This window comes from Aquimarina sp. MAR_2010_214, from assembly GCF_002846555.1.
Taxonomy (GTDB): domain Bacteria; phylum Bacteroidota; class Bacteroidia; order Flavobacteriales; family Flavobacteriaceae; genus Aquimarina.
In genome coordinates this window covers 5,718,515-5,730,759 of the sequence record NZ_PJMS01000001.1, presented here as the reverse complement: position 1 = coordinate 5,730,759, position 12,245 = coordinate 5,718,515, and the positions used below count along the sequence as shown (strand labels likewise).

Genomic DNA, 12,245 nt, shown 5'->3' with positions numbered 1-12,245 from the left:
AATCACTTCAATAAATTAAATTTACGTTGTTTTAAAATTGGCAGTTAATTTTAAAGCAACCGTATCTTCAAATTTAGTTATATTTTTTACTTTATACGTATCATCTGTTTTGGTAATATCTAGGGTTAAAACTAAATCTGGATTTTTTTCCGGATTTATGATAGCCATAAATTTAATATTACTAGAGGATTGCATAAATAGTTTTTTATCTACAATACCTTCTGTTAGTTCTTTTATTATTTGCATCATACAAACACCTGGAGTTACAGGGTTTCCTGGGAAATGACCTTTAAAAATCTCATGGTTTTTGTTGATGGTAATAGTTGCTGTTGATACATTTTCAACAGTTTCTAATGTATTTGCGGTGTAAAAATCTTTTAGTAACATATGTAATTAGAAATTAAATCTATACGATAGTCCAACTTGAAAAACGCGGTTAAATTGACTTTTTTCTTCGTATATCGATTGTGTTGAAAAATCATGAAAATCACCAGAAAATACATCTAATGTACCATGTTTGTATCTCGCTTCTATGGTAATGCCGTTTTTGAATTCGTAACCAAGACCACCTGCAATAGAAAGATCTACAAAGGTAATGTCATTACCTTCTTCTCTGTTTACTAAACTTACGGGTGTATCATCAAAATCAAAATCAAGACTTGGTGCAATGATCAAATGTAATCCTGTATTTCTAACAAAAAATTTATTAGTGGCGGATATTGAGATGTAATGAATTTCGAGGTCATCTCCATTTGAAAATTTGTTGTTTCCTCCTTGATTAGAGTATCCTACTTCGGGTTGAAGTGCATATAATTCTGAGAATCTGATATGTAATAAAGCTCCTATGTAAATACCTGCTTTGGTTTCTAAATTGGCATTAGAAAGATCCGAAATGTTAACACCACCTCTTAATCCAAAAGATGTTTTGCTCTGTGCAGAAACCGCCCCAAAAACGCCAAGAAAGGCTATAATTAATAAAAGATTTCTCATTTTTGAATTGATTTTAAATTAATTTTAAGTTTTAGATTCTTATGCTCAATCGCAATTAAGTTTGCAATAGTATCACTAATTTCTGAAAATGTAAAAACTACTTTTTCTTTTCTATTCCCAGTTCTAACAATTTTATGTATTTCATTATTTATAGTGTAATAATAATGCTTATTGTTATTAATTTTAGTTTCAAAAACAACATCGTTATGATATAAAAATGTATTTAAAAACATTGGATTTTCTTCAATCAATGCTTTAAAATCTTTTTTTAAAATATTTATTAAAATCTTTTTATTAAAATCCTCCAAGATGTAATTTACAGTAAAGCTGTCATTAATAAATGAAAAGTCAAAAATTTTGTTCCCCATTTCTGTAGTAAATACAACTCGATGATTTTTGTCCTCGATCTTTTTTACAATAAAGATTCCGCCAAAATGTTTTTTGTAAACATCAATATTTGCTTTATATACATAATCTTTTGTCTTATCTGAAAAATACAAGTTCCTTACTTTTATATCAGATGCTTCTCTTTTAATGAAATTGTTTTTCTTTGGATAGGAAGCACACCCTATACATATAAAACAAAAACTAATGAGCAAATATTTCATCTGCCAAAGGGGTGTTTAAGACTCTGTTGCTAAATACTATTCTTGTATAATCATTCGAAGGTTCAATCATTTTTACTTCAACAACATCACCTTTGGAATTAAATGTAATGTGAAATGCTTTAATAAATTTTTCGAATTTTTTGTTTTTGGGAGTAAAATGTACTTCGCTATTTTCCTGGTTTTTATAATAACTGATACTAAATTCATCATCATTAAACATATCTCCTTTTACACTGTTAATAATAAGCTTGTTCAATTGCTTAAACTGCTCACTAGACCCTATATCGACATTACTTTTATTACCTTCATCATTAATGTATAGTGTCTTGTTTTTGAACAATACAGAGTATTTAAAAGGTTTTATATATTCCCATTTTACAATATTTGGTGTTTTAAAAGCAAGTTTTCCTGTTGTGATAATATCATTTGATAAAAAGTCCAGATGTTTGTATTGCGTAAAATCGCTTGAAATGGTTTTTGTTGTAGTTGCAAGAGCTTTTACTTTTGTTTTTAAGGCGTCTGCTTCTATAGTGCTCATTTTGGTCTGAGCAGATAAAGTTGAGACAATAAATAATAGTATATAAATAATTTTAGGCATATGCTTTTATCTTAAATAAAGAATCTACTGTAACCGATTCTATATTTTGTTGTTGTAAAAATAACAATAACTGTTCCAAAACAATAATTGTTTTTAAACTTGTATCATGTAGTAAAATAACATCCCCTTTGAATAGTTTTTTTGTTATTCGTTTTAGTACTTTATCAGAACTTCTGGATGTTGTGTCTAGAGATCTAACATTCCATCCTATAGATTGTAATCCTGTGACTTTTAGTGCTTTTTTAATTCTTGGATTTGTTACACCAAAAGCGGGCCGGTAAAGTTGCATAGTTAGCCCTGTTACTTCTTTTGCTATGGCGTTGGTTTGTTGTAACTCTGAAATTACTTCTTTGGTTTTCAAAAAACCAAAAGAGTTTGGGTGTGAATATGTGTGATTACCAATAATATGTCCTTGCTTTATAATTTCTTTAGTTAATTCGGGATACGTCTCAATATGTTGTCCAATGCAAAAAAAAGTAGCTTTTGCATTATACTGTTTTAAGAGTTTTAAGACTTGAGGTGTGAATTCTGGGTTTGGTCCATCATCAAAAGTTATAGCAACATGATTATCTTTTATATCCTTATTCGCATTAAGAGAGGTGAAATGGTAGTTCCATTGTATAAGTCCAGAACCAGCCATAGTAATAATTAACCATATAAAAGCTAATAAGAAATAAGACCATACCGGTATTTCTATTGAGTAATTGGTTATGTGTAAAACCAAAAAAGCGAGTGCTGTTATTCTATTGACGTATTTAAAATTTAGCATTTACGCAGTAAAGTGAAGCTATGATTCTCTCCTCTATATTGATTGTATAATAAAATAGTAGTAAAGTTTGATATTGATTTTTTATTTAACCTAACTACATCTGGTAATTCTTGTGTTTTTAAAATTTTTGAAGCCAACCATACCCCAAAAGACGATGCGGTATTAAATTCACCACATAAATGTTTGTAGCATATCTGTTGTGTCTCTTTGAATAGATTTAAACTTAACTCATTGTAAAATGTATCGTATTTTACATCTCCATTATTCCCTAATACAATAGCATCTATATCGTCAATAGTTAAGTCATTATCCTTTAAAAATAGTTGAGCTGCGTGAGAAACTTCAGTTTCTGATAATGTATTATAGGTTTGTATTGCTATAACTTCGGCATAGCTCGAGTCTTGTTTTTTAGTTGATACTACAAAGAAATTTGCACCTTCTCCAAATATTGCACCTTCTGTTTTAGAATCCAATACCTTAGTAGATTCAGTTTTTTCTGGCTTAATATGGTTAATAAGTTTGTGAATGGTAATTGTGTGATCGCCATGTTCATCAACACCTCCGATTAGAATAGTATCGGCCTCATTATTTTCTAATTGTAATTGAGCGTCTAATAATGCTGATTCAAAAGATACACTTGCATGTACATATGTAAAATTGTAGCCTTTACATTGAAGTCCTAAAGCGATTTGCCCACCAACTGTATTATGCGTTGATTGTATAAATGAAGTAGGGGTGAGGTATTGTTCGTTATTGTCTATAATTGCACTAACAAATTTTTCTGAATCCCTAACGCATCCCATTCCTGTTCCTGTAATAATGGCATCAACATTTTCTATGTTTGCGTCTTTCAATGCAATTCTGGAGGCAACAACTCCCATTTTAATACCTTTTGCCATTCTACGTGCTGCAGCAGGTGGAATATATTCTTTATAATTTGGATTAACCACAGAAATCACATTATCTGTATAGGTAAAGATTTCTTTCAAAAACTCAGTATTATCAAAAGTTTTTTGAGATGAAATAGATCCGACACCGGTTATATAGACTGCACTCATATCTCTTTAATTAAACAGTTTTTGCATATAGGTATTCCCTTTGTTTACTATTGTTCTTTTGAAAAAATTACTGTAGAACAATTACCTCCGAAACCTAAGGAATTAGACAGCACCGTATGCAATTCTTTTTCTTTAAGTTCTAATTGTGGTGTGATATCAAACTCCTTCATCTGAGTTTTAAAATTGAGATTTGGATAGATGATATTATGTTGAAGGGCTAGTACGGCATAAACAGCTTCGATAGCTCCTGCTGCGGCCAAAGTATGTCCTGTATATGCTTTTGTAGAGCTGAAATCGGGAATTTCTTCACCAAAAACTCTTAGAATAGCACGTCCTTCAGATAAATCATTATTTCCTGTTGCTGTTCCGTGTGCATTAATATAATCAATATCTTTTGCTGTGTAGGCTGCAACTTTTATGGCTTTTTGCATTGCTAAAGTTGCCCCATCTCCATTTTCTGAAGATGCCGTTTGATGATAGGCGTCATTTGCGTTACCATATCCTTTAACATATCCCAGCACTTCTTTTTTTTCTGCAGCAATAACTTTATCAGATTCTAGTACTAAGAAAGCGGCAGCTTCACCTAAATTTAACCCTTTTCTATTTTCGTCAAAAGGAGTATTATAAGTATCAGATAAGATCATTAGGGTTTTAAACCCATTAATGGTAAACTTAGACAAACAATCTGCACCACCAACAACAACTCTGTCTAGTTTTCCTGATTTAATCAATCGGGCACCGAACATTATAGCATTTGCAGCAGAAGAACAAGCTGTACTTATTGTAGTTACCAGGCTTTTTTTGATCCCTAACTGTTCTGCAATTTTTTGAGTAGAATCTCCGGCATGGTGACCTTCGATATATTTTTGGGTGTTTTTATTTTCAAGATAATCATAATAGTAAGCTTCTGTCATATCCATCCCACCAACACTGGTTGCTGAAACTAGTCCTGTTTTATAGGCATTGATATCAGAAATTCTAGCGTCTTGTATTGCCTGCTTAGCAGCAATAGCACCTAATAAAGCCGTTCTTGAGTAATTGTTATCAGGAGTTAGACCCAACTGTTGTTCTAACTCCAGATTTGTAGATGCAATTTCACCGACCATAATAGCGTCTTTATGAATGGTATCAATTTTGGAAACTCTAGAGATTCCTTTTTCACCATTAATAAGTGATTGGTAATTTTCTGCAACATTGTTTCCAATAGCAGAAATTATTCCCATTCCGGTTATAGCAACACCTTTACTCATTTAAATATAAATAAAATTTATTTTGTTCTATGTTCAGAAATGTATTTTGCCATTACTTCTATAGATGCAAAAATCTCGCGTCCTTCTTTAGGATCAGTTAATTTAATGCCGTAGTTTTTATCTAGCATTACAATTAACTCTAATGCATCAATTGAGTCTAAGCCTAAACCATCACCAAAAAGAATATCGTCATCAGCAATATCTTCAACAGCAATATCTTCAAGATTTAATTGCTCAATAATGTTTTCCTTTAGTTCTTGTTTTAAAACCTCCATATTATGTATTATATAAATTTACTATATTTTGTTTAGTATGCGTTGTGGTTCCTTCTTTAGAAACCAAGTATAAAAATGCGTCATATGCTACCCCATCAAATTCTACCCATCCACAAAGTGCTTCATTAGCTTTATTTGCTGATAATAGACTATTTGTATAGTCTGATAAATACTCGGCATTAAAGCTGTCAAAGATAAAAAAACTATTTTCAGAATGAAGTTTATATTTTATACTAATCTCACCAATACAAATATTGGGTAATGTATAAACAAAAACAGCAGGACTTGGATAGTAATTATCTTCATTTTGAATAGATTCCTGATGTTTTTCATCGGTATCTAAACTGGATGATTTATTTGAAAACACAATAGCAATGTTGTTTTCGTCTTCTATATTTAATTTTTCTTTTTGTAGGATAAGATCTGATGCCAAAAATGCAAGTTTACTTAGCCCATCCATTTTAAAGAATTTAGGATATTTAATATCAAAACTTCTATAGGCAGCTTTTATAAATTCTAAAAACTCTAAAGTGTCTTTATCATCATATATAACAGATCCGTTTAAAGAGACTTTATTATCTTTTATGTGACAGAATGATTTTATATAAAATCCAGACTCCATAAATCGATTACTTTTTTTTACAGACAAATATGGTATGGTACTCTCCTACAGCCAAATCTTCTTTTATTACTAACCCAGCTTGGTTTGCTAATTCAATCAATTCGGTAGCTTTATACATTTTACTGTTTCCATTGGCCAATACCGTAAAATATAGTGATGTAGCTTCTAAGATAAATTTTGCATTATCGAATTTTTGTCTGTCGGTGTATGTTTCCATTATCAATAGCTCGGTATTCTCATCCATAGACTCTACACAAACTTTTAATATTTTTAGAATTTCATCTTTAGAAAAACAATCTAAGAATTGACACATCCATATAGTATCTGCCCCGGTTGGGATTTTTGGATTTTCAGATAGCCAATCTATTTCATGACCGGTGACACGATTTTCAAATTGATTGTCTTTTACTGCAGCAAGGGCTTTTTTTAATTGACCAGGTAAGTCAATCATTTTTACAGAAACATCATCATTGTAATTGCAACAGCTAATGGCAAATTTTCCTGTATTTGCACCAATGTCAAATATCAATTTTGGATTTTTTCTAAAAACAATTTGTAATGCATCCTGAAATATATCATCAGAATAATGATGATCGAATTCAAACCAGGATTTTTGTATTTGCGGATCTAATTGTGATAAACCTTCATATATAGTATCCCAATTTCCTAATTCTTTTAAGCCTTCGGGTTTCCCTTCTTTAATAGAATCGTTTAAATGATACAGCCCTTTATAGCAGACATCATTCGTGAAATTGATGTTAACATCAACGGTTTTATTATAATTTAAAAAATAACCAATATTAGTCAACTCATAGGCGTTGTCTTCATTTTTACTAACAATATTAGAGCTTTCGGCAATTTCTAATAAAACACCAATACCATAATTGCTAATAGATAATTCTTTGGAAATATCCTCTAATGTGACCCCTCCTTTTTTTCTTCTATCAAAAATAAGGTTTAGAACCCCTAGTTTTCGTAAAGAAATTGTTGCTTGAAAAACGAAAGGTGCAAAGGCTATTTTTTGTGCTTCCTGAATTGCGTCTATAGCTTTTATAGTTTGAACTGACATATTTTATAAATATAAATTATTTTATTTTTTGGAATACAACTGCAGTATTACAACCTCCAAATCCGGAGGCGGTTTTTAGAAAAATATTTAATTGTTTTGGGGTAGTTTTTGTGATGATATTTAAAGGTTTTGATGTTCCAGGTTTATTAAAACCTAATGAGGTATATAAAGTATTTTTGTGTAATGAATACATCCCGACAATAGTCTCGACTAATCCTGAGGCTCCTAAAGTATGTCCAAAATAGCCTTTTAAACTATTTAAAGGTACTTTGCTTAAATGAAGTCTGTTAAATGCAATTGATTCTGTTTCATCATTAAACAGTGTTGCTGTTCCATGAGCTGAAATGTAATCAACATCGGTATGGGTGACATTAGCTTCTTTAAAAGCAGACTGTACACTTCGATATAAACCTTCTCCGGTTCGTGAAGGTCCCGAAATATGATTTGCATCGTTACATGAACCTTCACCCAAAATAGCAACTGCTTCTTTTGGTAGTCCTTTTTCATTATTAGTAACTAAAATACTGGCAGCTACTTCTCCTATATTAACTCCTGTTCTGTCTTTGTCATAAGGTTTACAGGGTTCATTACTTAACGCTTGAAACGAGTTAAAACCAGTTATTATAAATTGGCTTACCATATCTCCACTAACAATAAATACATCATCATAGGTGCCATGATTAATATAGCGTTTGGCAATTGCAATAGATAAAATCCCTGAAACACATGCATTAGAAACAACAATGGCATCATTTTTAAACCCTAAAGTTTCTTTGATCACTTTTCCTAAGGTACTTAAATAAGCTCGTTCTTTAGAAAATCCATTGTTTTTATCTAAGACATCAATATTACCTTTGGTTGTAGATATAATAAGTCCTACACGATTTGTTAAAGGTATTTTAGATGCTTTAATAACTTTGCTTAAGGAAGAGATCATCATCTGTTCTAGACGAGTAAACTGTCCTTCATTATTTAATTGCTCAAAATCAGCATATAAATCTTCTGTATTTATTATTGAAGAATAAAATGGAGTAGGCAACATGTTTTTATCATCAACAAGTTGTAAACCAGAGTTTTCATTATGAATATTCTGCACAACCGTTTTGCTGTCAAAACCAAGTGATGATATTATATTATTATATGAAGCGTAAATTTTACTCATCTAATTTTATAAGGCCTTCTTTTTGTTTCCATTTGGTAAAGAAAGATGGAATTGTTAGCGATAGTTCGCCATTTCCAATATCTCCAACAAATACTTGTACAGTTTCTCCTGTGCAGACTAATTTATGATTTTGGTTATAAATTTCATATCTAAAAATCATTTTAGCAGCAGGACTATCTACATAAATTGTTTTTATGGTAGCAATATCTCCATATCGTAATGGTAGTTTATGTTCTGTACTAGATTTTACGATTGGTGTTGCGTAACCAAATTTTTTTTGATCTAAATAAGAAATACCATGATGTCTCCCAAAAGCTTCCCTACCATCCTCAAAATATTGAATGTAATTACCATGCCAGACAATCCCTAAGGGGTCAGTTTCGACAAAACGTACTCTGACCTGGCTGGTAAAACTTATTTCTTTGTTGTTTTTAGACTGCATTTTTCTTTTCATTATAAACAATAGAAATTAAAGCTGTTATTATAAAAAATAATAAAAGTAATATTATTTCTGGAACAAGTTCTATAAAGTTGGCATTTCGCAAAAATACATCATAGAAGGCATTTAACCCCCAATTCATTGGCGAAATATTTGATAACAGTTGCATGAATTTTGGCATTACAAAAACAGGTACCCAAACACCTCCCAAAGCGGCTAGAATAACTACAAAGGTTGCCCCAAATGGAGCAGACTGTTCTTGCGTTTTTGCAACCGTTCCTAACAATAACCCTAATCCTATCGCAGCTAAACCTGCAAAAAAAGCAACAATAAACAGATTAAATATTCTTCCCGATACGTCTAATGTTGGTAAACCTAATTTAGGAAATAAAAACACTCCTATTGCTAGCATTAAAGTAAATTGTATGAGGCAAACAGCCAAATAGACGACTGTTTTTCCCCCTAATACTATTGCATAGGATACAGGATTTGTTCTTAATCGTACAAAGGTTCCTTGATTTTTTTCTTTTACAATATTTATAGATAAAGGTACTATAATAAAAAAGATGGCAAATAAAGTCCAGGCAGGTACATTGTGCTGCGCCGAATTGGGTATGATCTCTTTGTCTCCTTGTTTTGGAACTATTTCTTTAAAGCTGATAAAATTGTCGGTTTCAAAAATAACCTCGGTATCATCCTCTGATACTTGTTTATGAAAAGCCTTGTATATAGATTGTGTTTCTATTTTGGAAATCATCTTATCTATACCATTTTTTACAGAACTTTTAAAGGTAAGTTGAGTTGCCGGATCAAAATATAATCTAACCTCTTTGCTTAAAATAGTTTCTTCTGGTTGAACTTCTTTTTCTTCTTCCTCTAAACCAAATTTTGATAAAATACCTTCCACATTCTGATTGACTTTTTTATCTAAATCTGATGATAATTTTTCTGGAATGATGATCGCTAATTGATAATTTCCTTTAAATACCAGATCTCTGGCTTCTTGCTCTTTATCTTTTTGAATGACCTCAAAAGTATTAGACGCTGTTAAGCTACTAATTATAGTCTCAGAAACACGACCATTATCATTATTTACAAGAAGTATAGGAATCTTGGTATCGCTAATCGTTTTAAAGCTACTGTCTTGAATTATTGTTATCGTGATGATTAGTACGATAGGCATTATGAATAAAATAGCAATGCCTCCAATATCTCTAGTGAGTAATAAAAACTCTTTATATGTAGAAGCCCATAATTTATGCATGATCTCTTAATGCTTTCCCGGTTAATGCTAAAAATACATCTTCAAGGTTATTTGCATTTTTTTGATTAGAAATTAATTCTTGTGGTTCTCCTTGAGATATTATTTTTCCATGATCTATAATAGCTACTTTGGTACAAAAGTCTTCAGCTTCATTTAGATGATGTGATGTGTAAATAATAGTAGTTCCTTTTTTGTTTAATAATTTTAAGTAATTGATAATTACATTTTTAGATTGTACATCCACCCCAACAGTTGGTTCGTCTAAGAATAATACTTTGGGTTCGTGTAATATACTAGCAATTAAATTAATACGACGTTTCATTCCTCCAGAAAACGTACTCACTTTTTTATTAGCAAACTTAGACAGACCTAATGTTTCAATTGCTTGGCTTATTTTAGATTTTAATAACTGTCCTTTTAAGCCATACATGCTTCCAAAATAGGTAAGGTTTTCATTAGCAGTTAACGTCGGGTATAAAGCATATTCTTGTGGCACAATACCAATGAGTTGTTTTAATTGATTGGGATTTTTATAGGTTAGACCATCTATAGTAAATGATCCTGATGTGGGTTTTATTAAAGAACATAACAATGAAATTAATGTAGTCTTTCCTGCACCATTTGGACCAAGTAGTCCAAAAATTTCTTTTTCATCGATAAACAAATCTAAATCTGATACAGAATATGCTTCTGCACCTTTATATTTTTTAGATAAGTGTTCAATTTTAATCATGCTTTATTTTACTATTAAATAGCTTTCTTTAGTTTTTTAAAGAAAACTTCTTCTCGATTTGCTATATCATCTAGTTGCGAAGCAATATCGTTATATGCATCATCTTTTGCGCTTCGGTTTTTGTATATACGAGAAGCATCTAAAGCAAAATCTCTCCACGAATCACCAATTGTAGTCATTTCAGTAGATAACTCGACTAATGTATTATTTTTTAATACTTTACCTGCCTCTTGTAAGAATGCGGCATAGATATATCTAAATCCGCCACCGCCGGTTCCTATTTCTTCTTGCATTCTAACTACTTGCCCTAAATAATGATTGGCTACTTTTGTGCCTTTCTTCTTCGGCCATTTGCGAATTAATTTAGCAACCGTTCGAATTCCTTTAACTCCAACAATAGGTACAGGAGCAAGCATTTCTCTACAGGTTTGTTTAATTCCTTTAACTATGGCTTTTTCTAAATCCAACTCTTTAGGGAAATCGATAGGATAGTACATATGCCCTTTAGGAGCGAAAGCACCTTTGGCAAAACGTACTTTTTCCAATTCTTTTGCTGTTAAAGTTGTAACGGTCTCCATTACAGGATCACTAATTAAGTACGAATCTTCTTTTTTTCCGTATACAACTAAGTTATGAGCATTAAAATGAAAACGATATTCGTCGGGAAAATATACTAGATTATATACCCCAACTTGAAGCCCTACAGGGTTATTCTTGTTAAGATTTTCGTCTAAACGTGCTTTTGCACTCTGAGGTGTTTTGAATTTTTCTCGTTTTATTTTTATACCAACTCTTTTTGCAAATCGTTTAAAAATAAAACCAGGCATTGCTCGGTAAGTAAGGGCAGGAGCGTGGTTTACCATTAAAAACGGGATGTAACAAAATAACAAACCTGATCCGATACCAAAGACCATAGGTTCACTAACATTGAAACCATTATGCTTCATTAAATTAGACACAACACCATTTTCGCAGTGTGCAGATTGATGGTGTGTAAAATTAATTTCCATGTTCAATGTGTTTTAATTGATCTGCGGTGATTTCGAAAACGTCAGCGTATTTTTGTAATATTTTTTGAGATAGTTTATGAAACACTTTTGGTTTAAAGTGCCTTTTAACCCGCCATTTCCATAGACCAACATAACTAGCTAAAATAGTAATGTCCATTTTATGTAGTTCCATATAATATTCTATTGGGCTTGTCTGGTTATTTAAAACTCTAATTTTTGCGCTTTCTATACGTTCGTTTATTTCCTGTAGCGCATTGTTTAATGCAATGGTCTTAGGGGTCCATCCACTGCTACCTGCAGTTGTATACTCTCCATTTTCATTAACGGCATAGCATAGCTCTTTAAAGTTTGCAGACTTTAAGCTGCCTTTATCTTGTGGAATCTCACTTTTTTTCATA

16 protein-coding genes are annotated in these 12,245 nt (G+C 31.5%); all 16 read right to left on the bottom strand.

Translation table 11 applies throughout. The annotated features are described in order from the left end of the window. Positions 1-21: 21 nt before the first annotated feature. From ATE84_RS24775 to ATE84_RS24700, 16 genes are read right to left on the bottom strand one after another with little or no spacing between them, the layout of a single operon-like run. A complete protein-coding gene (locus tag ATE84_RS24775) occupies positions 22-387 on the bottom strand; it encodes a 3-hydroxyacyl-ACP dehydratase (RefSeq protein WP_101450465.1) in 366 nt (121 codons plus the stop codon). Between the two features lie 6 nt (positions 388-393). Continuing rightward, positions 394-990: a porin family protein gene (locus ATE84_RS24770; protein WP_101450464.1), complete on the bottom strand. Its 597-nt coding sequence runs from the start codon at positions 988-990 to the stop codon at positions 394-396. Then, positions 987-1,598, bottom strand: a complete 612-nt coding sequence (locus ATE84_RS24765) for a hypothetical protein (protein ID WP_101450463.1) — start codon at positions 1,596-1,598, stop codon at positions 987-989. Before ATE84_RS24765 ends, ATE84_RS24770 begins: the two co-directional genes overlap by 4 nt. After that, positions 1,579-2,196, bottom strand: a complete 618-nt coding sequence (locus tag ATE84_RS24760; protein WP_101450462.1) for an outer membrane lipoprotein carrier protein LolA — start codon at positions 2,194-2,196, stop codon at positions 1,579-1,581. The genes ATE84_RS24765 and ATE84_RS24760 overlap by 20 nt, the downstream gene beginning before the upstream one ends. Beyond that, a complete protein-coding gene (locus ATE84_RS24755; protein WP_101450461.1) occupies positions 2,189-2,965 on the bottom strand; it encodes a polysaccharide deacetylase family protein in 777 nt (258 codons plus the stop codon). Before ATE84_RS24755 ends, ATE84_RS24760 begins: the two co-directional genes overlap by 8 nt. After that, on the bottom strand, positions 2,959-4,023 hold the full coding sequence (locus tag ATE84_RS24750) for a beta-ketoacyl synthase N-terminal-like domain-containing protein (protein ID WP_101450460.1): 1,065 nt from the start codon (positions 4,021-4,023) through the stop codon (positions 2,959-2,961). The genes ATE84_RS24755 and ATE84_RS24750 overlap by 7 nt, the downstream gene beginning before the upstream one ends. Before the next feature lie 47 nt (positions 4,024-4,070). Then, positions 4,071-5,273 carry a beta-ketoacyl synthase gene (locus ATE84_RS24745; protein ID WP_101450459.1) on the bottom strand — a complete coding sequence of 401 codons (1,203 nt, stop codon included), beginning with the start codon at positions 5,271-5,273 and terminating at the stop codon, positions 4,071-4,073. Positions 5,274-5,290: 17 nt separating this feature from the next. Beyond that, entirely contained in the window at positions 5,291-5,548 is a 258-nt protein-coding gene (locus tag ATE84_RS24740; RefSeq protein WP_024771985.1) for a phosphopantetheine-binding protein, read from the bottom strand. Position 5,549: 1 nt separating this feature from the next. Next, positions 5,550-6,170 (bottom strand): 3-oxoacyl-ACP synthase, encoded by a 621-nt coding sequence (locus ATE84_RS24735; RefSeq protein WP_101451238.1) that lies wholly within the window; start codon positions 6,168-6,170, stop codon positions 5,550-5,552. A 7-nt stretch (positions 6,171-6,177) separates the two neighbouring features. Beyond that, complete coding sequence (locus ATE84_RS24730) at positions 6,178-7,239, bottom strand: methyltransferase (protein ID WP_101450458.1); 1,062 nt, start codon at positions 7,237-7,239, stop codon at positions 6,178-6,180. Positions 7,240-7,255: 16 nt separating this feature from the next. Further along, complete coding sequence (locus tag ATE84_RS24725) at positions 7,256-8,401, bottom strand: beta-ketoacyl synthase N-terminal-like domain-containing protein (protein ID WP_101450457.1); 1,146 nt, start codon at positions 8,399-8,401, stop codon at positions 7,256-7,258. Continuing rightward, entirely contained in the window at positions 8,394-8,843 is a 450-nt protein-coding gene (locus tag ATE84_RS24720; RefSeq protein ID WP_369828557.1) for an acyl-CoA thioesterase, read from the bottom strand. Before ATE84_RS24720 ends, ATE84_RS24725 begins: the two co-directional genes overlap by 8 nt. Beyond that, entirely contained in the window at positions 8,833-10,104 is a 1,272-nt protein-coding gene (locus ATE84_RS24715) for an ABC transporter permease (protein ID WP_101450455.1), read from the bottom strand. The genes ATE84_RS24720 and ATE84_RS24715 overlap by 11 nt, the downstream gene beginning before the upstream one ends. Continuing rightward, positions 10,097-10,837 (bottom strand): ABC transporter ATP-binding protein, encoded by a 741-nt coding sequence (locus tag ATE84_RS24710; RefSeq protein ID WP_101450454.1) that lies wholly within the window; start codon positions 10,835-10,837, stop codon positions 10,097-10,099. The genes ATE84_RS24715 and ATE84_RS24710 overlap by 8 nt, the downstream gene beginning before the upstream one ends. 14 nt (positions 10,838-10,851) lie before the next feature. Further along, entirely contained in the window at positions 10,852-11,847 is a 996-nt protein-coding gene (locus tag ATE84_RS24705; RefSeq protein WP_101450453.1) for a BtrH N-terminal domain-containing protein, read from the bottom strand. Further along, complete coding sequence (locus tag ATE84_RS24700; RefSeq protein ID WP_101450452.1) at positions 11,837-12,244, bottom strand: hypothetical protein; 408 nt, start codon at positions 12,242-12,244, stop codon at positions 11,837-11,839. Before ATE84_RS24700 ends, ATE84_RS24705 begins: the two co-directional genes overlap by 11 nt. Position 12,245 lies beyond the last annotated feature (1 nt).

Excerpts from the sequence above, each read along its gene's own strand:
- ATE84_RS24745 (WP_101450459.1), bottom strand. The coding sequence starts at position 5,273 with ATGAGTAAAGGTGTTGCTATAACCGGAATGGGAATAATTTCTGCTATT.
- ATE84_RS24730 (WP_101450458.1), bottom strand. The coding sequence starts at position 7,239 with ATGTCAGTTCAAACTATAAAAGCTATAGACGCAATTCAGGAAGCACAA.
- ATE84_RS24765 (WP_101450463.1), bottom strand. The coding sequence starts at position 1,598 with ATGAAATATTTGCTCATTAGTTTTTGTTTTATATGTATAGGGTGTGCT.
- ATE84_RS24725 (WP_101450457.1), bottom strand. The coding sequence starts at position 8,401 with ATGAGTAAAATTTACGCTTCATATAATAATATAATATCATCACTTGGT.
- ATE84_RS24750 (WP_101450460.1), bottom strand. The coding sequence starts at position 4,023 with ATGAGTGCAGTCTATATAACCGGTGTCGGATCTATTTCATCTCAAAAA.
- ATE84_RS24755 (WP_101450461.1), bottom strand. The coding sequence starts at position 2,965 with ATGCTAAATTTTAAATACGTCAATAGAATAACAGCACTCGCTTTTTTG.
- ATE84_RS24740 (WP_024771985.1), bottom strand. The coding sequence starts at position 5,548 with ATGGAGGTTTTAAAACAAGAACTAAAGGAAAACATTATTGAGCAATTA.
- ATE84_RS24710 (WP_101450454.1), bottom strand. The coding sequence starts at position 10,837 with ATGATTAAAATTGAACACTTATCTAAAAAATATAAAGGTGCAGAAGCA.
- ATE84_RS24700 (WP_101450452.1), bottom strand. The coding sequence starts at position 12,244 with ATGAAAAAAAGTGAGATTCCACAAGATAAAGGCAGCTTAAAGTCTGCA.
- ATE84_RS24705 (WP_101450453.1), bottom strand. The coding sequence starts at position 11,847 with ATGGAAATTAATTTTACACACCATCAATCTGCACACTGCGAAAATGGT.
- ATE84_RS24720 (WP_369828557.1), bottom strand. The coding sequence starts at position 8,843 with ATGCAGTCTAAAAACAACAAAGAAATAAGTTTTACCAGCCAGGTCAGA.
- ATE84_RS24735 (WP_101451238.1), bottom strand. The coding sequence starts at position 6,170 with ATGGAGTCTGGATTTTATATAAAATCATTCTGTCACATAAAAGATAAT.
- ATE84_RS24760 (WP_101450462.1), bottom strand. The coding sequence starts at position 2,196 with ATGCCTAAAATTATTTATATACTATTATTTATTGTCTCAACTTTATCT.
- ATE84_RS24770 (WP_101450464.1), bottom strand. The coding sequence starts at position 990 with ATGAGAAATCTTTTATTAATTATAGCCTTTCTTGGCGTTTTTGGGGCG.
- ATE84_RS24715 (WP_101450455.1), bottom strand. The coding sequence starts at position 10,104 with ATGCATAAATTATGGGCTTCTACATATAAAGAGTTTTTATTACTCACT.
- ATE84_RS24775 (WP_101450465.1), bottom strand. The coding sequence starts at position 387 with ATGTTACTAAAAGATTTTTACACCGCAAATACATTAGAAACTGTTGAA.